At 40.7% G+C, this 21,446-nt stretch carries 18 protein-coding genes; 11 read left to right on the top strand and 7 right to left on the bottom strand.

Annotated features, from left to right (window positions below; genetic code table 11):
- Positions 1–4 precede the first annotated feature (4 nt).
- The 6 genes from H0W64_06070 (at position 5) to H0W64_06045 (ending at position 7,576) form a co-directional block, all read left to right on the top strand.
- A complete protein-coding gene (locus H0W64_06070; GenBank protein ID MBA3661272.1) occupies positions 5–2,824 on the top strand; it encodes an AMP-binding protein in 2,820 nt (939 codons plus the stop codon).
- A 20-nt stretch (positions 2,825–2,844) separates the two neighbouring features.
- Positions 2,845–4,128, top strand: coding sequence for an MFS transporter (locus H0W64_06065; GenBank protein ID MBA3661271.1), 1,284 nt, complete (start codon positions 2,845–2,847; stop codon positions 4,126–4,128).
- A gap of 102 nt (positions 4,129–4,230) precedes the next feature.
- Positions 4,231–4,554 carry a thioredoxin gene (gene trxA, locus H0W64_06060; GenBank protein ID MBA3661270.1) on the top strand — a complete coding sequence of 108 codons (324 nt, stop codon included), beginning with the start codon at positions 4,231–4,233 and terminating at the stop codon, positions 4,552–4,554.
- Positions 4,555–4,757: 203 nt separating this feature from the next.
- Positions 4,758–6,014 carry a transcription termination factor Rho gene (gene rho, locus H0W64_06055; protein ID MBA3661269.1) on the top strand — a complete coding sequence of 419 codons (1,257 nt, stop codon included), beginning with the start codon at positions 4,758–4,760 and terminating at the stop codon, positions 6,012–6,014.
- Between the two features lie 15 nt (positions 6,015–6,029).
- Positions 6,030–6,491: an EVE domain-containing protein gene (locus tag H0W64_06050; GenBank protein ID MBA3661268.1), complete on the top strand. Its 462-nt coding sequence runs from the start codon at positions 6,030–6,032 to the stop codon at positions 6,489–6,491.
- A gap of 155 nt (positions 6,492–6,646) precedes the next feature.
- Positions 6,647–7,576 carry an acyl-CoA desaturase gene (locus tag H0W64_06045; GenBank protein ID MBA3661267.1) on the top strand — a complete coding sequence of 310 codons (930 nt, stop codon included), beginning with the start codon at positions 6,647–6,649 and terminating at the stop codon, positions 7,574–7,576.
- Positions 7,577–7,659: 83 nt separating this feature from the next.
- On the opposite strand, the gene epmA is transcribed toward H0W64_06045, so the two are convergent.
- From epmA to H0W64_06030, 3 genes are all read right to left on the bottom strand, one after another.
- On the bottom strand, positions 7,660–8,643 hold the full coding sequence (epmA, locus tag H0W64_06040) for an elongation factor P--(R)-beta-lysine ligase (protein MBA3661266.1): 984 nt from the start codon (positions 8,641–8,643) through the stop codon (positions 7,660–7,662).
- On the bottom strand, positions 8,621–9,190 hold the full coding sequence (gene efp, locus H0W64_06035; GenBank protein ID MBA3661265.1) for an elongation factor P: 570 nt from the start codon (positions 9,188–9,190) through the stop codon (positions 8,621–8,623). The genes epmA and efp overlap by 23 nt, the downstream gene beginning before the upstream one ends.
- A gap of 66 nt (positions 9,191–9,256) precedes the next feature.
- On the bottom strand, positions 9,257–11,290 hold the full coding sequence (locus H0W64_06030) for a M3 family metallopeptidase (protein MBA3661264.1): 2,034 nt from the start codon (positions 11,288–11,290) through the stop codon (positions 9,257–9,259).
- 155 nt (positions 11,291–11,445) lie between these two features.
- On the opposite strand from H0W64_06030, the gene glyQ reads away from it, so the two are divergent.
- The 3 genes from glyQ to H0W64_06015 are packed head-to-tail and all read left to right on the top strand — an operon-like array spanning position 11,446 to position 15,091.
- A complete protein-coding gene (glyQ, locus tag H0W64_06025; protein ID MBA3661263.1) occupies positions 11,446–12,354 on the top strand; it encodes a glycine--tRNA ligase subunit alpha in 909 nt (302 codons plus the stop codon).
- Complete coding sequence (locus tag H0W64_06020; GenBank protein MBA3661262.1) at positions 12,351–14,432, top strand: glycine--tRNA ligase subunit beta; 2,082 nt, start codon at positions 12,351–12,353, stop codon at positions 14,430–14,432. Before glyQ ends, H0W64_06020 begins: the two co-directional genes overlap by 4 nt.
- A 59-nt stretch (positions 14,433–14,491) precedes the next feature.
- The gene (locus H0W64_06015) at positions 14,492–15,091 is read left to right on the top strand and encodes an outer membrane beta-barrel protein (protein ID MBA3661261.1); all 600 of its coding nucleotides are present in this window, start codon (positions 14,492–14,494) and stop codon (positions 15,089–15,091) included.
- A 107-nt stretch (positions 15,092–15,198) separates the two neighbouring features.
- Here H0W64_06015 and H0W64_06010 read toward each other — a convergent pair whose 3' ends face one another.
- Positions 15,199–15,867 (bottom strand): carboxylesterase, encoded by a 669-nt coding sequence (locus H0W64_06010; GenBank protein MBA3661260.1) that lies wholly within the window; start codon positions 15,865–15,867, stop codon positions 15,199–15,201.
- Between the two features lie 138 nt (positions 15,868–16,005).
- Between H0W64_06010 and H0W64_06005 the strand changes: the two genes are divergently transcribed.
- Complete coding sequence (locus H0W64_06005) at positions 16,006–16,455, top strand: hypothetical protein (GenBank protein ID MBA3661259.1); 450 nt, start codon at positions 16,006–16,008, stop codon at positions 16,453–16,455.
- 56 nt (positions 16,456–16,511) lie between these two features.
- Positions 16,512–17,054, top strand: a complete 543-nt coding sequence (locus tag H0W64_06000; GenBank protein MBA3661258.1) for a cytochrome b — start codon at positions 16,512–16,514, stop codon at positions 17,052–17,054.
- Here H0W64_06000 and H0W64_05995 read toward each other — a convergent pair.
- The 3 genes from H0W64_05995 to H0W64_05985 all read right to left on the bottom strand — a co-directional run bounded on the left by H0W64_05995 (position 17,025) and on the right by H0W64_05985 (position 21,427).
- Positions 17,025–18,896, bottom strand: a complete 1,872-nt coding sequence (locus tag H0W64_05995; GenBank protein MBA3661257.1) for an ATP-dependent Clp protease ATP-binding subunit — start codon at positions 18,894–18,896, stop codon at positions 17,025–17,027. The genes H0W64_06000 and H0W64_05995 overlap by 30 nt on opposite strands.
- A gap of 63 nt (positions 18,897–18,959) precedes the next feature.
- On the bottom strand, positions 18,960–19,520 hold the full coding sequence (locus tag H0W64_05990) for a TonB family protein (protein ID MBA3661256.1): 561 nt from the start codon (positions 19,518–19,520) through the stop codon (positions 18,960–18,962).
- Positions 19,517–21,427 (bottom strand): TonB-dependent receptor plug domain-containing protein, encoded by a 1,911-nt coding sequence (locus H0W64_05985; GenBank protein MBA3661255.1) that lies wholly within the window; start codon positions 21,425–21,427, stop codon positions 19,517–19,519. The genes H0W64_05990 and H0W64_05985 overlap by 4 nt, the downstream gene beginning before the upstream one ends.
- Between the last annotated feature and the right edge of the window lie 19 nt (positions 21,428–21,446).

The following is a 21,446-nucleotide window of genomic DNA, read 5'->3' as shown; positions in this document are numbered from 1 at the left end:
GCGCATGACAACATCCAAACCTGATATCGAAAGTGAATTGATTGCTATTGCAACGCAATTGCTGATCGAATCTCAAGAACCTTTTCATCGCACCATAAGAATGGAAACGATGCTTTCCAAACATTTAGGCATGGATAGCTTAACGCGTGCAGAATTATTTCGTCGTATAGAAAAGAAATTTGCAATCGAATTACCCGATCAACTCTTAGCGAGCGCAAGCACGCTGAATGACATTGCTCTCTATTTACAAAGTGCTCCGCCGCATGCGTCTTTTCGAAAAACATGGCATAGTCATAAACCCGCTCATCAAAAAGGTATTTTTCAACCTGCCGGTGTAACAACACTGATTGATACATTGAAATATTTTGCCGAACATGCCCCCTCGCAATCCCATATTTTTTTCCAACATGAAAATGGTCAAGAAGAAATTATTACTTATGGGGAATTGTATGAGCGAGCTTTAATAGTAGCGGGAGGCTTGCGTGCATTGGGCGTTACCGAACAAGAAACTGTCGCAATCATGCAGCCGACTTCCCCCCATTTTTTTTATACTTTCTATGGGACGTTATTGGCAGGTGCGATTCCTGTACCCATTTATCCACCATTTCGTATGCACATGTTAGAAGCTTATGCGCAAACTGAAGCTCGTATTTTAAAAAATGCTCAAGTACGTGTTTTAATTACTTTTCAAGAAGCATCACGTTTAAGCCAAATTCTTAAATCATTTGTCCCCAGTTTAAAATGGGTCGTAACCCCTGAGGATTTGCAGCAAGATAAACCTTTAACTGAACCGTTTGATGCCAAGCCCGATGATGCAGCATTCATTCAATATACTTCTGGCAGTACCAGCGACCCAAAGGGTGTGTTGTTGAGTCATGCTAATTTAATTGCAAATATTAAAGCTTACGGCAAGGCCATTCAGGTCGGACCTGAAGATGTCACTGTCAGTTGGTTGCCCCTTTATCACGATATGGGTTTAATCGGCATGTGGCTAGGGAGTCTTTATTTTGGTGTCCCCTTAGTCTTGCTCACCCCGTTTAGTTTTTTAAACCATCCTGAAAAATGGTTATGGGCGATTCACTATCATCGCGGCACCCTTTCAGGCGCCCCCAATTTTGCGTATGAGCTTTGCATTCGTAAAATTGATCCGGCTCTTCTTGAGGGCTTGGATTTATCCTCTTGGCGTGTGGCGGTCAATGGGGCTGAAAAAATTTATCCGCGCACACTGCAAGCTTTTGCAGAAAAGTTTGCCCCTTATGGCTTAAATGAACAAGCCATTTTACCCGTGTATGGCTTAGCAGAATCTACTGTTGCTTTGCTCATTCCGCAAGGGCAGGAAAAATTTCATCTGGATCAGGTTGATCGAAAACAATTTGAAAATCATCGAAAAGCTGTGCCCTCGAACGCTAAAGATTCTCTCACATATGTAAGTTGTGGCGAACCAATAGAAGGACATGAAGTTCGTATTGTCGATGAACAAGACCAACCCTTACCGGATCGCACCGTCGGCCAATTACAGTTTCGTGGCCCATCCAGCATGCAAGGATACTATCGAAATGAAAAGGCAACTCAAGCAGTGTTGCGGCAGGGATGGATTAATTCCGGTGATTTTGCTTATCAAGCTGATGGTGCCTTTTACCTAACAGGTCGCGTTAAAGATCTTATTATTAAAGCCGGACGTAATTTATATCCTGCAGAAATTGAAGAAATCGTGGGTCGGGTTCAAGGCATTCGCCAGGGGAGCGTCATTGCCTTTGGCACCACAGATCCGATACGGGGGACGGAGCAATTGATTGTGGTTGCGGAAACGCGTGCTACGCAAGCCGATGTTAAAAATGCAATGAAAGCGGCTGTTCAAGCAGCAATCGATCAAGCATTAGATATTGTGCCTGATCATATCATTCTCGTTGCACCTTATCGGGTACCAAAAACTTCCAGTGGAAAGTTACAGCGCGCCGCATGTAAACAAATGTACCTTGAAGGACGTTTAGCAAAAAAACAGGCCCCCGCTTGGTTGCAAGTTGCAAAATTAGGCGCCGGCAGCGTCGGTCAAACTATTCTCCTGCGTACTAAACAATTTTTCCAATTGATTTACACCAGTTATCTTTTCCTTTGGATTTGTTTATCATTTCCCATACTCTACGCGTTCACTTACTTAGTTTCTCCCATCACTTATCGAAAAATAATTAAAGGATGGAGTCGTTTTATCTTAAGAATTGCTTTCTGTCCTTTGAAAGTCAAAGGACAAGCACACTTAACATCAACGCCGATGATTTATGCTTCTAACCACGCAAGCTATATTGATCCACTTGTTTTAATAACAATATTACCGCTCAATACTTTATTTGTCGGTAAGGCAGAATTGTTGAGTGTTCCATTCTTACGATCCATCGTTCGAAAATTACAAATGTTACCCGTTAATCGTCTTGATTTTGCTGAAGGTTTACAAGACACCAAGACCATCGAAGCTGCTTTAAATTCTGGTGCTTCTATTTTAATATTTCCGGAAGGAACGTTTAGTTATGCAGCGGGACTTCGACCTTTTCGGTTGGGGGCTTTTAAAATTGCGGCAGTAACACAAACGCCTATCTGCCCAATCGCCTTAAAGGGTACGCGTTTTATCCTGCGCGATGATGAGAAATTACTTAAACCTCATGCAGTCTGGGTTACAATAAATGAGCCCATTACACCGTCAGGGAATGAATGGCAAGATGTGACGAAGCTACGAAATGCGGTGCGTGCCGAAATTGCTAAACATTGTGGCGAACCTTCACTTGATTTTATTGCCGCGCAAACGGTCGCGTCTAAGCTCCCGCCAAGTTAACAAGGTTGCAATGAGGTGTTATGCAGGTTGCATCTAAACGTACACTTTACAAAGCTATTTTTGCATGGTGTTTATATGATTGGGCTTGCGCTTCGTTTCCTATCATTATTACAACTTTTATTTTTGCGACTTACTTCACCAGTAAAATTGCAACGGATCCAATTGTCGGCACGTATCAATGGGGCACGGCAATTTCTATAGCTGGAATGATCATTGCATTTGGAAGCCCCCTATTTGGGGCGATTGCAGATCGCGGTGGTCATCACAAGGGTTGGTTGTTCGGTTTTACTTTAATTGCTGTGATTGCGGCCGCCCTGCTTTGGTTTGCTTATCCCTCGCCTCAGTCCATTTTCTTTACTTTAACCTGTATGGTCGTCGGCACCGTTGGTTATGAAATCGCATTAGTTTTCTATAATTCTTTTTTACCCATTTTTGCACCGGATCGTTATTTAGGCCGTATTTCCGGATATGGTTGGAGCGCCGGGTATTTAGGCGGAATTTTCGCCCTTTCACTTGCATTGATTTTTTTTATTCGCGGGGATTTTTTTTCACTCGACAAAGCCTCTGCAGAACAAATTCGTATCTGTGGTCCTTTTGTAGCAGTGTGGTTTAGCGTATTTGCGCTCCCTCTGTTCTTCATGATCCCTGATATCAAAACCACCACCAACCCTTTACCAACTGCAGTGACGCAAGGGATCAAGGCTTTATGGGATACGGTGAAAAGACTACCACAAGAAAAAAATATGATGTTATATCTCATTGCTCATATGCTTTATACAGATGGACTAAATACACTCTTTGCTTTTGGCGGAATTTATGCAGCAGGCGTCTATGGGCTCAGTTTTCAAGAAGTTTTATTATTTGGTATTTCCATGAATGTGACTGCCGGAGTCGGTGCATTTGCTTTAGGTTACCTTGATGACTACTTAGGCTCTAAAAAAACAGTATTACTTTGTTTAGTATGCTTGATGATGTTAGGCATCCCCATGACGTTACTTGAGAGTAAAACATTGTTTTGGATAACCTCACTCTTATTGTGTTTATTTGTGGGTCCCGTTCAATCAGCGAGCCGTTCTATGATGGTTCGGTTAATGACAGATAAAATGGTCACTGCAGAAATGTTTGGGTTATATGCATTATCTGGCAAAATTACGGCATTCATCGGACCTTGGGTTTTGGGGTATTTAACTTTACTAACTAATTCGCAACGCATTGGCATGGCTTCTGTCTTATTTTTCTTTATGAGTGGGGCCATTCTATTGTTATTTGTGAACGTTCCTCTCACGTTGCAAAGTGCCGAATAATCGTCTTGCGCGATGGAATTTCAGGGTGAGCATCGAAAAATAGTTGAATTCTTGCCAAAAGTCTCTATAGTTTTAACCGAAAGAAATAAAGAAGGGTTTACCATGAGTAGTATTTTAGCAGTAACTGATGACTCATTTGAAAAAGAAGTAATTGAATCTAATGTTCCTGTCATCGTTGATTTTTGGGCGCAATGGTGCGGTCCTTGTAAAGCATTAGCCCCCTTAATTGATGAGGTTTCACAAGATTATGTGGGTAAAGTTAAATTTGTTAAATTAGACGTTGATAGCAATTCGTCCACACCGCCTAAATTTGGTGTTCGAGGCATTCCGACTTTAATTCTTTTTAAAGATGGGCAAGTCAAAGCAACCCATGTAGGTTTGCTTAATAAAAGTGATTTAGTCCAGTTTATCAATAATCACATCTAGCTTATAGACATAGCTAATATGCTTTAGAGGTAGTAGAAATTCTATTTAATTAGTGTTATTTTTATCGCGTAGATAACCTCGTTTTACCTTATCACCAAAATCCAATGTGCTTCCGGTTATCATGTGATTGGGTAAAGGCTGCTTTAAAGTCCACTTCTTATATTACATAACATCACAATATCTATTTAGGGTTTGAAAATACTATGAATTTAACTGAGCTTAAAAAGAACAGTGCAGCTGATCTTATTACGTTGGCTGAACAATATGGGCTGGAAAACATGGCCCGCTCAAGAAAGCAGGAAATCATTTTTTCGATATTAAAAGAACATGCAAAACGCGGTGAAGATATTCATGGTGATGGTGTCCTTGAAATTTTACAAGATGGGTTTGGGTTTCTACGTTCAGCAGAAGGTTCTTATCTTGCAGGTCCAGATGATATTTATGTTTCACCTAGTCAAATCAGACGATTTAACTTACGTACGGGCGACACGATTGCAGGAAAAATTCGTCCGCCCAAAGAAGGTGAACGGTATTTTGCTTTATTAAAAGTTGACGAAATTAATTTCGAAGCACCAGAGAATGCCAAAAACAAAGTATTATTTGAAAACCTCACGCCATTATTCGCAGATCAACCTTTGCGAATGGAGTGTGGTAATGGTAGTACAGAAGATATTACCGCGCGTGTTATAGATTTGATTGCGCCGCTCGGAAAGGGCCAGCGTGGCTTAATTGTTTCGCCGCCGAAAGCAGGCAAGACAATGATGTTGCAAAATATCGCTCACTCGATTGCACATAATCATCCAGAGTGTTACCTCATTGTCTTATTGATTGATGAGCGTCCTGAAGAAGTAACAGAAATGTCCCGCTCCGTGAAAGGGGAAGTTATCGCAAGTACATTTGACGAACCCGCTAATCGCCATGTCCAAGTTGCAGAAATGGTCATCGAAAAAGCTAAACGATTAGTTGAGCATAAACGTGATGTAGTTATTTTACTTGATTCTATTACACGCTTAGCGCGTGCCTATAACACGGTTGTTCCTGCTTCTGGAAAAGTCTTAACTGGCGGTGTAGATTCCAATGCCTTGCAGCGTCCAAAACGATTCTTTGGTGCAGCTCGTAATATTGAGGAAGGTGGCAGTCTAACCATCATCGCAACCGCCTTAGTTGAAACAGGTTCAAAAATGGATGATGTGATTTACGAAGAATTCAAAGGTACGGGTAATATGGAAATTCATTTAGATCGCCGTATTGCTGAGCGCCGAACTTATCCTGCTATCAATATCAACCGTAGCGGTACCCGTCGCGATGAAAAATTTGTTCCTAAAGAAGATTTACAAAAAATGTGGATTTTACGTAAATTGTTACATCCCATGGAAGAAGGTGCGGTGGAATTCCTTGTCGATAAGATGAAAGACACTAAAACAAACTCTGAATTTTTTGATGCAATGAAGCGATTTTAAATTTGAGATTTTTCTTTGAATTACTGGCTTTTTAAATCAGAACCTACAACATTTAGCATTGATACCCTTGAAAAGCGTCCCAAGCAAACAGAACCTTGGGACGGCGTTCGTAATTTTCAAGCGCGCAATATGTTGCGCGATGAAATTAAAGTTGGGGACCAGGGTTTTTTTTATCATTCAAGTTGTGAACCACCAGGGATTGCAGGCATTGTGACGGTGGTTAAAAAGGGTTATCCCGATGCGACAGCGTGGGATGAGTCTTCAAAATATTATGATCCCACTTCAACGCTTGATAAACCCAAATGGTTTTGCGTGGATGTTAAGTTAACGGAAAAGTTCCCGCGCTTTTTATCTTTGACTGAACTTAAACAAAACCCGGCGCTTGTTGAAATGATTATTTTTCGGAAAGGTAATCGTCTATCCATCACCCCGGTAACAGCAAAACAATGGCGCGCTATTTTGAAGATGGCGAAGTAGATCTACACAGGATGATTAAAAATTAGCCATTCGTTTATGTTCTTTTATTAAGCAATAACTCGTTCAAGCCTTGGCTTGTCATCAGAAAAAATGTATTTTCATTAAAATATTGTTAGTATGTGCCTCAAACTCATACATATTAGAGAGTAAAGTGAATGAAAATTTGGGCCACCCTTGCCAAGTGGATCGCTAATGAAAATAAATTCGATCCTGACTTAAAAAAATATCCAGATCGCATTGATTGGTTACGATCTGTTCCTTTTATCCTTTTGAATCTTAGCTGTTTATTGGTTCTTTGGGTGGGTGTGAGTTATGTCGCGGTGGGTGTCGCCTTAGCGCTTTATTTTATTCGGATTTTTTCTATCGGCGCTTTTTATCACCGTTATTTTTCTCATAAAACCTACCAAACTAATCGGTTTTGGCAATTTGTTTTTGCCTGTATTGCGGGCAGTTGTGTGCAACGCGGTCCCCTTTGGTGGGCAGCTCATCACCGGCAGCACCACATGTGTGCAGATGAGCCGGAAGATGCCCATTCTCCCGTTCAGCATGGGTTTTGGTGGAGTCACATGGGTTGGTTTATGTCTAAAAAATACTATAATTACAACCCGGAGCGGGTCCGTGACTTGGCTCGTTTTCCAGAATTAGTATTTTTAGATCGTTTTGATGCTTTCATTCCGGCACTCCTTTTCATAAGCCTATGGGCGGTAGGTTCTTTCCTGCACAACTTCTTTCCTGATTTAGGGACAACAGGGGGACAAATGATCGTGTGGGGTTTCTGTATATCCACTATTGCGCTCTTTCATACCACGGTCTCGATTAATTCATTGTCACATGTCTTTGGTAAGAAACGTTTTAAAACCAAAGATAACAGCCGCAACAATTTATTTTTAGCGCTCATGACGCTAGGGGAAGGATGGCATAACAATCACCACCATTATCCTGCTGCTGCACGTCAAGGTTTCATGTGGTGGGAAATCGATATTACTTATTACATCTTAAAGCTCTTTGAGAAAATGGGTATCATTTGGGATGTTCGTAATGTGCCCAAGTCGGTTTTAGAAAAGAATTTGGTGGAAGAGGGATAATCGGTTTTTAATAAACACTAAAGCTTGGAAGGCTTTGCTTTATAGGCAAGCATTTCAAGCTTTTAAATCATGAATGCAACACTTTAAGCTCGACTGAAATCAAAGCTAATAACATCACCAATATGCTGACTTTGTGTAGCATACATCAGTAATCGATCAAGCCCCAATGCAACGCCTGCACAATTCGGTAACCCATAGTGTAATGCTGCTAGGAAACACGCATCCACTGGCATTGCAGGTAGACTCAATCGATGCCGTTCAGCTCCATTCTTTTCAAAACGCAACCGCTGCTCATGGGCATCTTGCAATTCATGAAAGCCATTGGCCAATTCAACACCTGCTAAATAAACTTCAAAACGAGATGCGACTTCACCCGTAACTTTAGCAAGCGCTGCCTGACTTTTAGGGAAATTATAAATAAAGAGAGGTTGGTCTTTGCCTAAATGGGGTTCAATACAATGACTCATTAAAAGATTAAGCCAGGTATCAACATCTTCAATGTTTGCTTCGACTTGCAAGTGATGCGCTTTGGCACAATGCTGTAACGCATTCACGGTAGTGGCCTGAGGATCAATACCCAAGTATTCCATAAATATGCTTTGATAAGTTTGGCGCTTAGCAGGTTGGGTCTGTACGACTGCTTGTAAGAAATCATTCACTTCGTCCATTAAGGCATAATGATCAAAGCCCATGCGATACCATTCAATCATGCTGAATTCAGGGTTATGAAAGCGTCCAACCTCCCCTTGACGGAACGCTTTGGTAACTTGATAAATATCGCCAGAACCTGAGGCAATGAGACGCTTCATCGCATATTCAGGCGAAGTTTGTAAGTAGTGAATGGAAGGCTCAGCGCTTGCTTGTAGCTTGAATAAAGCAGGGATACTTTCAATGAAAGGATCTGTCACAGACGTTTGACAAAGCAACGGTGTTTCAACTTCTAAGACTTGACGCTCACTAAAAAATTGACGAATACGCTGTAGAATTTCTGCGCGTAAACGTAAATGAGTCAATGAAGCGGAAGGTTGCCACGCTATAGCTTGATCAGTCTTTGGCGCGAGAAACATAGTCCCCAGTCCTGGTATCAACTTTTATAACTTCACCTTCTTGAATAAATAAAGGCACCCGGACAACTGCTCCACTTTCTAGCTTCGCTGGTTTGCTGCCTCCACCAGAAGTATCACCGCGTACACCTGGATCGGTTTCAACAATTTTTAACGTTGCAAAAATAGGCGGCGTTACAATGATAGGCGTCCCATTCCATAGAACTAATTTGCAATCGGATTGTTCTTTTAACCAGAGTTTAGCATCTGCAACTTCAGGTTCATTAATAGCATATTGCTCGTAAGTTTCTTGCGCCATGAAGTGCCATTCGGTGCCGTCAGAGTAAAGAAATTGAGCATCAATTTCTACCACGTCCGCTGCTTGAATACTATCGCCTGACTTATAAGTGCGCTCAATGACTCTGCCTGTTTTGAGATTGCGGTAACGCAATCGGCTGAAAGCTTGTCCTTTGCCGGGCTTTACAAATTCATTATCCACAACGATGCAAGGATCACCGTCAATAATTAGTTTCATGCCACTTCGAATTTCGTTTAAACCATACGTACTCATGCATACTCCCCCAAAAAAGTGGCCTTATCATACCTCCACGTAAGGAGAGGGTGCAAATAGAGTAGGTTACTTAATTCCGCTATGCCGCAATAATGCATCGATGGTCGGTTTGCGACCACGAAAGGCAATGAAGGATGCCATGGGTTCGCGGGTTCCACCGACTTCGAGAATATTTTCCATAAAGGATCGCCCACTTTCGCGATCAAACAAACCGCGTTCTTCAAATTGCGCGTAAGCATCCGCGGATAAAACTTCCGCCCATTTATAACTGTAATATCCAGCTGCATAACCACCGGCAAAAATATGTGAAAAACTATGCTGAAAGCGATTAAATTCTGGAATACTCAATACAGCAGCTTCTTTACGCACAGCATCTAGAATAATTTGAATTTGATTCGGTAATGTTGGATCGAAATTAAGATGAAGTAAAAAATCAAACAAAGCAAATTCTAATTGGCGAACCATTTGCAAACCTGTTTGAAAATATTTTGCTGCTAGTATTTTTTGATACAAAGCATCGGGTAATTTTTCCCCGGTTTGGTAGTGACGCGCGATGGTATTCAGCGGTTCCTTCTCTAAACAAAAATTTTCCATAAACTGGCTAGGAAATTCAACCGCATCCCACGCGACACCATTGATTCCTGCAACCGAGGGGTAATCAACTTTGGTTAACATATGATGGAGACAATGACCGAATTCATGAAATAAAGTTAAGACTTCATCATGATTAAGTAATGCAGGCTTATCATCCATGGGGGGCATGAAATTACACGTAAGAAAAGCAACGGGATATTGTAAGCCTTTGGCATTCTTTTTGCGGTTGAGGCAATCATCCATCCAAGCGCCGTCACGCTTATGAGAACGGGCATATAAATCAATATAAAATCCACCCCGAAGTGCCTTTGTTTCATCGTAAATTGCAAAAAACTCGACATGAGGATGCCAGATATCAACATCGGAAACTTTAACAATAGTAAGGCCATATAACTTTTTAACTAAATCATACATGCCCGCTAAAACTTGATTGATAGGAAAATAAGGACGCAAATCTTCTTGGGAAAAGTTGAAAGTCGCTTCGCGTAATTTTTCTGAATAATAGGAAGTATCCCATGATTCAAGCGGATCGATACCATCGGTCGCTTTTGCCAAATCTTTGATTGCCTGGTATTCGGTTTCAGCAAGTTTTCGGCTGCGTTTAAGTAGATCGTAAAGAAAATCTAAAATTTGTTGCGGGTCATTTGCCATTTTAGTGGCTAAGGAATATTCCGCAAAATTTTGAAAGCCTAATATTTTTGCCATCTCATGTCGATTCGCCAAAATAGATTCCATCACTTTGGAATTATCAAACTTGTTAGCAGCGGGACCTCGATCAGAAGCGCGTGTAACATAGGCTTCATACAATGTTTTGCGAATTTCACGGTCTTTTAGAAACTTGAGCGCTGTGGAGTAAGAAGGATATTCAAGCGTAAAAACATAACCGGATAAACCCCGCGCCTCGGCTGCATCAACGGCCAACTTCAATGCTTGCGGTGGCAATCCTGCCATTTTTTTTTCATCGGTCACATGAAGATAGTAGTCACCCGTTGCATCTAAAATATTTTGTGAAAAGAGTGTTGTTAGTTGGGTTAACGATTTTTGTAATTCAGCCAATCGTTTTTTATCTTCAGTCGGTAAATGAATGCCGGATAATTTGAAATCCCGTAAATCATTTTCAATTATCTTTTTTTGGACATTATTTAATTGATTAAATGCTTCACTTTTTGCAAGGGATGCAATGGCTTGATATAAAGTTTCGTTTTGCGATATTTCGGTGTGGTATTCACTTAAAAGCGGCACGACAGCATTATAAGCTTGACGTAACGCATCGGTTTCTAAGACTGAATGCAAATGAGAAATAGGCGCCCAAGCTTTATTTAACACATCATTCATTTCTTCAAGCGGAAGCATTAAATTATCCCAGGTGGGAGAAGTCGCTTCCGCTAAAATCTGCTTAAGTTTTGATCTATTTAAGTCTAGCCATTGTTTGAGTTGCGGTTCAATGGTGGCAGGATCAATAGTCGTAAAACGAGGCAAAGTATCGACTGGAAAAATATTTGGCATGATACTCCTTAAAGCAGAGGCTTGTTTTTAATAGATGTTTTGAATAAAGAATAAAAACCTTATCTAGTATGAGGATAACACTCCCCACCAAAAATAAGAGTGCTATAATCGCGACTCATCTTATAGAAGATTCTACCTTTTGGCGACCGTTAACCATGGATAAAACAGATTTAAAATCCTTTCAGGGTATGATTGCAACGCTCTCCAGTTACTGGAGTGAACAAGGATGTATTCTCTTACAACCTTTAGATATGGAAGTGGGCGCAGGCACTTTTCATACCGCAAGTTTTCTTGGCGCGATTGGCCCTGAGCCATGGCGTGCAGCTTACGTCCAACCTAGTCGTCGACCTACAGATGGTCGCTATGGCGAAAATCCTAATCGGGTACAAAGACATCATCAATTTCAAGTTGTTTTAAAACCTTCTCCGGATGATATCCAAAATCTTTATCTCAAATCACTTGAGGCTTTAGGCATTGATTTATTACTAGACGATATACGTTTCGTTGAAGACAATTGGGAATCCCCGACCTTAGGTGCGTGGGGGTTAGGATGGGAAGTTTGGTTGAATGGCATGGAAGTGACGCAATTCACTTATTTTCAACAAGTGGGTGGTTTAGTTTGCAAACCTGTCACCGGAGAAATTACTTACGGACTTGAACGTCTCGCTATGGCATTACAAGGCGTAGACAATATGTATGATCTTATATGGCATGAAGGCCCTCAAGGCCGTGTAACTTATGGTGATATTTGTCATCAAACTGAAGTTGAATTATCCCATTATAATTTTGAAGAAGCTGATGTAAAAGCGCTTACACAACAATTTCAACATTACGAAAAAGAAAGCGAGCGTTTAATCGAAAAAGGGTTACCGCTTGCAGCCTATGAAATGGTTTTAAAAGCTTCTCATACTTTTAATTTGTTAGATGCAAGAAGTGCCTTATCCGTTACGGAGCGGCAACATCATATTTTGAAAATTCGACGCATTGCTAAGGCGGTTGCGACGCGCTATTACGAATCTCGCGAAACACTGGGGTTTCCTTTACTGCAAGAGAAAAGCACATGATGAAGTCGGATGATTTTTTATTAGAAATTCAAACAGAAGAAATTCCGTCGAAGCAGCTGATGAAGATAAGTCATGCACTTTCTGCAGCTATTCTCCAAGGTTTAAAAAAGGAATCCCTGACTTTTGATTCGGTGCTGCAATTTGCAACACCGAGACGATTAGCTGTTTTAATTAAAGGCTTAATTGCGCAACAACCCGACCAACTCATTGAAAAGCGGGGTCCTGCTGTCGCACAAGCTTACGATACAAATGGCGCGCCAACTCCTGCATGTCTCGGTTTCGCACGCGGTCAGGGTATTACAGTCGAAGAATTAGTTGTCATTCAAAATGATCAAGGCAGTTGGGTTGCGAATCAGCAAAGCGTACCCGGAAAAAAAATTAGTGAGTTAATGCCGCCTATTATGCAGCGGGCTGTTGAAGGTTTACCGATTACAAGAAAAATGCGTTGGGGAACAAGTGATATTGAATTTATTCGACCTGTGCATAGCGTTATCATGCTTTATGGCGATGAGATTGTTCACGGCCAATTATTTGGGTTGCAAGCAAGTCGCGCAACGCGAGGACATCGTTTCTATGCACCGGGATGGATTACGATCCCCCATGCTTCAATGTACGAATCGTTATTAAATACCGAAGGTTTTGTTATTGCAGATTTTGCAAAGCGGCGTCTTGCGATTCAAGACCAATCTTTTTCCATCGTTAAATCATTATTAAAAAGTCATGCCGAAGTTGTAATGCATGACGCATTGTTAGATGAAGTGACGGGCTTAGTCGAATGGCCTAATGCCTGTTTAGGATCCTTTGAAGCTGAATTTTTAAAATTACCGCAAGAAGTTTTGATTTCATCGATGGAAGATCATCAGCGCTATTTTCCTATAATAGATGCGGCTCAAAAACTATTGCCGCATTTTATATTCATTAGCAATATTTTAAGTAAAAAGGTAGCGCAGGTAGTACGTGGCAATGAACGTGTCTTACGCGCGCGTTTGGCTGACGCTGCTTTTTTCTACGCAACGGATCAAAAGAACACCTTAAAAAGTCGGATTGATGCACTGGCAGGTGTTGTGTTCCAGGCAAAACTAGGTACGTTGAAAGATCGAGCAGAGCGGTTGCAAAAGCTGATGACACTGATGGCTGAACCATTCAATCTTCAGCAAGATGCGCTTCATGCTGGATTATTAGCAAAAAGTGATTTAACCACCTTGATGGTGAACGAATTTCCTGAGTTGCAAGGTGTCATGGGATCCTATTATGCATTGCATGATGGCGAAACAACCGCTGTGGCTACGGCCATCAAAGAACATTATTTGCCTCGATTTGCGGGCGATCAATTGCCTGAAACAGTATTGGGGAGTTTACTCGCTCTCGCTGATCGTATTGATTTGTTAGTCGGAACATTTGGCATTAATCAACCGCCCACAGGCGACAAAGATCCTTTTGGATTGCGACGCGCAGCCATTGGGGTGGTGCGTATCCTCATTGAAAAAAAGCTTAATATTGATTTGCGTACTCTTCTCTCCGTAGCTTATGACAATTATGCGGAAGCTTTAGACAATAAAGAGGCCGTTGCCGATGTTTTACTTTTTATAGAAGAGCGCATGCGCGTGCTTTATCAAGAGCAAGGCGTGAGTTCTGATATTTTTGCAGCGGTGAGTGCTCTACATCTTCATAATCCCTTAGATATTGATGCGCGAATAAAAGCGGTGCGAAGCTTTAAACAGTTAAATGAAGCTAATGCGCTTAGTATTGCAAACAAGCGTGTTAGTAACATTTTAAATAAATATACTGATCAAATTGCCGCGCAAAGCATTAACCCTGCCCTATTTGAAAGTGTTGCTGAAAAAGATTTATCACAGCAACTCGAATCAAAATATGACGTGATCAAAGCACTTTCTACAGCAGGAAAATATGATGAAGTTTTATTATCGCTTGCCCAATTGCGTCAACCCATTGATACCTTTTTCGATCAAGTTATGGTGATGAGTGACGACAAACAAAAACGTGAAAACCGTATTTTATTATTAGGGAAATTACGCGCTTTATTTTTACAAGTGGCAGATATTGCTTTGTTACAGTAAAATTGCGAGCAAAATTAGAAATCGATTGAAAAACAACTGAGTAGAGGGAGATCAAAGGCATGGCATGGTTTAAACGCTTAAGTTCTATCGGGCTTGCTACAACAATTTTATTATCAACACCAGTGTCTGCAATGCTTTCAGTACCTTACGGTTGGTATCTTGAATTAAATGGTGGCTCTTCTCATCTTTCAAATAAAAGTAATCCAGAAGGGACGACTTCTACTCAAAGTGGTTGGGGAGGTAATGTTAATTTAGGTTATAAATTCATGCCATTTTTTGCGGGCGAGTTAGGCGTCACGCGTTACACAAATACCTCCATTAAAGCTTCTGATACAGAGATCGCTCAAGACAAAAACTATTCAGCCGCGCTTGCTGGAAAAGGGATAATTCCTTTCACCGATAGCGGTTTTGAAGCTTTTGCCAAGTTAGGCGTGGGCAGAATTTATTCGAGCCGCACTGTCAAGAATCAAACGTTGGCCAATACTTATGCCATTGGAAATAGTTCCAATAGTGCAACCGGTTTGTATCTCGGTTTAGGGGGTCAATATTATTTTAATCCAGAATTTGCAGTCGTTGGCCAATGGCAACGATTAACAGGAAACAATGCAAGTGGCACAGGTGATCTCTATACCATAGGCGTGTCGTTTATTTTTGATTAAAGACAAAATATGGAATGTCTCGCAAAGTTTTCTCTGGGCTACGATCAAATATCATACGTAGCTCAGTCACGTAGTTTGTAAACTTTCTATTTAAGATAATGTTTGTCTTACTGCCAAGCTTTAAGTAACCAATTTCGGATATCATGAATTTCTTGCGGTGAAGCAGTATGAGCCATGGGGTAACTGTGCCAACTCACAGGATAGCCTCTTTCCTTTAAATACATGCACGCAGCTTTTCCCAATGCATAAGATACAATCTGATCTTCGGTTCCATGACCAATAAAGATCGGTGTATCTTGATTTGCAACATTGGCTTGCACGGCACTTCTGGGTAAATATCCCGATAAGCCGACGATACCGCCAAGGGAATGAGCGGAGGATAATCCAGCTAAATAAGCAATAACTGCACCTTGCGAAAAGCCGCCTAAGATAATGTGCTTAGCTGGGATCCCTTTATTTATTTCCTGTTCAATTAAACCTTGAACTAAAGCAACTGAACTTGTCATCTTTTGCTCATCTAATCGGGCGTTGATATCCACCGAATAAATATCGTACCAAGCCCGCATAGCGTACCCATTGTTAATGGTAATCGGCATGATGGGGGCATGAGGAAATATGAAACGCGTCGGTAAGGCTTGGGGCAACTGCAAGGCTTCAACAAAAGGAACAAAATCATTTCCATCAGCGCCTAAACCATGTAGCCAAATGACACTAAAGTTTGCGGTCATATCGGGATTAATTTCGATATATAGTAAGTCTTCTTGCGATTTTGTCATGATGAAACCTTCTTTAAATAACTTAATGACAACACTTGCTTAGTCTGGCTGAAAAATACCATAATAATTGCTCAAGTTTAATTTATAAATGCGCCACGCTTTTTGGGCAGGGCATCATGCGAAAGAAGGGAGTTTTTTATGAAGCGAATTTCTAAATCAATATTGGGTGTCACCCTGCTTGAAATCATGCTAGTGCTGGCCATTGCAGCCATGATTATTGTCATGTCAGTGCGTTATTACCAATCTGCAAATACCTCTCAGCAAGCTAATAATACAATATCGCAAATTCAATCCATCGCTGCGGCTTCTGACAGTCTTGCGCAAGCAACCGGAACGTATTCGGCTTCAGTCAGTACCAATGCCATTAAACCCTTGTTACCCGCAAATGGGTTGACGACACCTTGGGGTTCTTCTATTACGATTGATTCTGCAGGCACTAATACTTATACCGTTACCATTCCTGGTATGCCACCCGGTGTATGCGCAATTGTTAATTCCCAACTCGGTGCCAATGCCCATTTCGATCCTTCAACACAATGTGGTGCAGCACCTGCCAACTTCACCTACACATACACTTCTAACGTTTAAAGTAAAATGACCCAAAGCAGCAGAATAATTCTGCTGCTTAAGCTTAAGGTGCAAGGATGAGTTATCGTAATTCTTTATTTTCGTATGGTAGTGTGGCTAAGTTTTTTCATTGGCTGATTGCACTTTTAATTATTGCAATGTTAATTTATGGGTATTTTTTAGAAAATATTCCTAAGGCTTATGCAGGTTTTGCTTATAATCTTCATAAGATGACAGGGATTACTATTTTTGCTCTCGTGGTGTTGCGCATGCTCTGGGGTGCGATAAATCCGAAACCGATGATACCCCCCGGTACGCCGATGTGGCAACGCTTGAGTGAATATCTGGTTCATTACACCCTCTATCTTTGTATTTTGGCGATGCCATTAGCGGGTTGGATTGGTTCGTCAGCCGCGGGAAAAGCTCCCCACCTAGGCGGAATTAATTTCATGTTGCCCATCGCCCAAAGTAAAACCATTAGCTCTGCTTCGTTTTTTATCCATAACAATTTAGCGATCATAATTATTGTATTGGTTTCAGTGCATGTGCTTGCTGCGCTTTATCATCATTTTATTAAACGTGACAATATTTTAAGACGCATGTTGCCTTATGGTGGTTAGAGTATGCCAGTCGTAACGCAAATTTTGTCCAGTTTCATTGAGCCGTAAAAATAATTGTTGGGGAAGACTTTTAAACTCCCCGCGTGAAGCAATGGCTTGTTCAATGCAGTTGTAAATTTGCTGTAACGTTTTTTCAATATGAGTACTCGCTTCTTTATTTTCTTCTTGCTTGAGTAACATTTCTTGTGACAAAAATCGAATGACTTCGGGTGCATAACTCAATTCAATGTCATAGCGTAATTTTAACTGCTGCGCTAATTTGAAAAGTTTTACAGTAATAATTTTTTCAATGGAAAATTTAGTATGGGGAAGAAATGGAACAATACGGCAACGATCCAATAAAAAGGTCGGTAATTTTTCTAAGAGGTGTGGTAAAACAATTTCAATTAATTCATGCGGAGTATAATCTGCAAGTATAGAAAAAGGGTGAGGTTGGGATTCGCTTAAAACCAACTGCATCAGATCGAGTTCAGCGCCTTCTGGTTCAAAAGCATGCGTTAATTCATTTAGACGTGCAGCACCCAGTGTTGTTGATAAAATGATAATCGATTGACGGAAATCATAATGTTGATTGCCATCCCGTAACATACCTGTGGTTAAAATATCTTTTAAGCCAAGCAATGCCGAAGCAGGCGCTTGATCAACATTTGCAAAGAAAAATACACCGTAAGGTGTTTGTTGAATCGCTTCTTTTAATTGCATTGGAATCCGTGATTGAACCTGCGATGTTAAGGGTTGCTGGTAATCAAATTGACGTAATACGGTAGACTGTGTAAAAGATGCGGCTTCATTGTAATGATCCAGCCAATGCATCACGTTTTGTTGTTTGAATAAATGCTGAATCAAAGCAAGTAGCGCTGTACGCTTTCCTACTTGCGGTGCGCCTACTAATAAAAAAGTCTCAAGGGGTGCGCTTTTTCGATCTAAGTCTGCGCAGGTTTCCATTAACCCTTCGCCAAGAAGTTTGATTGCCGCGTCTTGGCCAAAGATTTGCTGCTGCATATCATCAATGAATTCCGCAAGTTTAAATTGAGGTTGCAAATGATGCGCGGGTATTTGCGTCAAATTCGAAACCACAGTTAGAAGGGTTTCAAGATCAAGCACGTTCGGAATGTTGGATTGTTCAGGTAAACGCGCCGCTCTTTTTCGTGCAGCGCTACTGTCAAGCAAATGCTCCGCTTGCAAATGAGCATATTCTAAACCGAAATAACGAACAGCGAGCAAAAATGCCTCTTGCACAACAAGATCAGGAATAACGACTTGATGGTGGGCTTCAAGTAAATTACGTTTTTGCTTTAATATTATTAGCAAATCAGTTTGTAAAGGTGGCAAAAGTTGTATCTGAGTAAAATCAATATTGTTAGGAGCTGTATGTTCTGTGTTAAATAAAATAATGCGAATCTGCGGTTGCTTTATTAAACTTAAAATTTGATTTTGTAAATTTTGTAAATGGAATTGTTTTTTTAAGAGGGTGGCATAAGAAAAACTCAAAATTAATATATGGGATTGCTCGATGGCCTTGGTAAGCCCAATTGATATTTCCTTAGTGAGCAAACTTTCTTGGGTGGTTGTTAAGATACCACTAAGATCAATATGCATGATCTTAGCGAGTTGTAAAATGGATGGGGTGTTTTCTTGCTGAAAGTGACCCAAACACGCTTTTAAAAAACCCAGTTGTAAATCCAAGTCCAAATTAACATTGAGTATTAAATGATGGCTGGCAAGACGAGCAAGAATATCTACACAAGTTGGTAACTGCGGATGCTTTGTAAATGCAAACTCACTGTCTTGACTAGGTTCAAATTCAACCAACGTGCAGAATGAAAGAAGTGCTTGTTTCATAATTAACCTTCCCAGTAAGATCTCATTACTATAAATCCATCTCTTCCATTACACTAGACTTCATTAACCAAACTTAACTTTCACTGTGAAGACATGGCTTGTGGTTAGCAGACGCCCAGCTTCACGCACGGGGGAGGCTGCTTGAACTGCCATGGTTGCTGCATGATCCAGTGCTGGAAAGTCACTGCTTTTGATAATTCTTATCTCATTTAAATTTCCTGCGGGAGAAAGTACAAAACGTAAGATAACACTCCCTTTTTGCTGGAAGATTTCTCCTTCTTCTGGGTAAAACTGATGGTTTGCTATGGCTTGATGAAGCAACGTTAATATCATGGATTGGTTTAGGGGTGGATTTGATTTTTGTTGCAATGGATTAGCAGATGAAATAATTTTTTTTGGTCGCGATGAAGAAGTCATGTTTTTTTCTTTCATAGGAGATAAAGCGTTAGTTTGGGCGGGCGGTAAAGGTTGTGCAACGCAAGTAAGATATGTTGTAGTCGGTTCATCCTTAAAAGGAAGAGAAAGCGGTGAGGAGACATAATAGGCGCCAAACAAAAGTAAAGCGCCATGGCACAGTGACGATAGAAAGAAAGCATGATATTTTTTTTCTAAAGGTTTAATCATGTCAAAGTATATTGAATCGTAAGCAAACCATTTCGCTCAGCTGCTGGATAAAAAAATACTTGCTGAGGATTTGTTTGATAAACAGTATAGAGATAATAAGCTTTTCCTAATAAATTATTTAGTCGTAAGGCAACGTCCCATTGTTTGAAGTGATAATGCAAATTAGCATTAAAAAGTGTGTATCCTCCAAGTCGTCCGGCAATATTGGCGTAATCATTCGCTGGATATTGAGAACCTGTGTAACGTGCTTCCACATAAAATTGCCAGTGCTCATGCCATTGATAGGAAAGGTTAGTTAATAAAATAGTTTCAGAAACAAGAGGGATTCTTTTACCCGAATAAATTCCTTGATCAAATCGAGCATTGACAAAATGATATTGTGCACTTAAGTGTAATTGATCCGTTAAATTGCGACCCAGTGTTGTTGAAACGCCCGTTCGTCTTGTAGGAGGGAGATTAGTATTACTGCCAAAAGGAGTTTGTGGAGTTTGCAGGGGGTCAAAGGCAATTTCATCACGTAAATTAAGTTGATAAAAATTAATATCAATCTCGCATTGCTTTAATTGGAAATGGCTTCCTGTTTCATAGGCAATTCCACGCTGCGGATGTAAACTTCCAACATCACCATTCGTAAAAGAATTTTCATCCGCTTTGGGAAAGCGATAACTTCCTGCCCGCCTAAGATAAAATTGCTGATGAGCAGAAGGCTTATAAGTCATTCCTAACGTGGAGGCAATCGCTCGATTAATGAAATGGGTATCGCTTTGCGTATCCAATTGACTAACTTGCATTGCGCCACGTAATCCTGCGCTCAGGCTTAATAATGGTTGCAAAGGCCAATTGACTAAACCAAAACTACTATATTTTTGTTGACGGTTTTCAGTTAAACCAAATGCACTTCCCAAGTGATATTGATCATCTTGCAGTTCGATGCCTGTCTTAATTTGAACGGTTTTAATTGCACCTTCCCATTCAGGCTTTATGTAATGCGTTAAGCGAGATTGGTTGAAAGGCATTGATAAAATGCCATGACCTTGCATTTGCCGACGTGCAAAATCAACTGTCGAGCGCCAACCCTGCCAAAGGTTTTGTAGATATTTACCTTGAAAATAAACCTGATCATCCTTAAAAAAATCAATGTCATTATTAGCTTGACGACGATTAGCGCGTACTTCAGCGGTTGTGAGTGCACCCGGAAATTGCAGGTTTTCTTGATTAACGTTTAAATCAAAACGCCATTGATAAGTGGGCGTTATAGCATTGAGAGCGCCTACTATTTGATTTTGTTCATAACGATTATGTTTACGATAATTAAGATTAAATTGATGATTTGCAAATAATTTGTAATAAAGATTTCTGTAATGTTGATAAGTCGCAGCATAACAATTTTTTTGATCATAACTACCGGTGCTGCAAGAGAAGAGACTGTGCGAAGGCGGACGATTCAAGGTATTAATATGAATTAGGCCACCCACAGCTTGATCGCCATATAAGACGCTTTCACTCCCAGCAATAATTTCAATGCGCTGTATGTCGCTGATAGGAATTAAATTTAAATTGGGTGTAGCCATGTCAGGTTGGGAAATAGGAATGCCATTGATAAGTAACAATGTATTACTCGAAGCATTGCTACCAAAGCCGCGTAAGCTTAAGGCAGCCTGACTGCCATTCCCTGTAGAATCAATTAAGTTGATACTTGATGAGCTTTGCAATATTTGACCCAGTGTCACAGCGCCTGATGATCGAATTAAGGCGGGCGACACCATAGTCTTTTGACCGCTTGTATCGAACAGTCTTTGCAAAGGTAATTTAACAACAATGGTTGGTACGGTGTAATCAGGTGAGTCTGATGCAATAACCTTTCCAGCAAAAAAAAGAGAAATGAATAACGTCTTGCGTATACTCATGAAAGCCCTCCGCTACGGT

The sequence above is a fragment of the Gammaproteobacteria bacterium genome (assembly GCA_013816845.1).
Classification (GTDB): Bacteria; Pseudomonadota; Gammaproteobacteria; order DSM-16500; family DSM-16500; genus Aquicella.
This window is presented reverse-complemented; position numbering and strand designations above follow the sequence as displayed.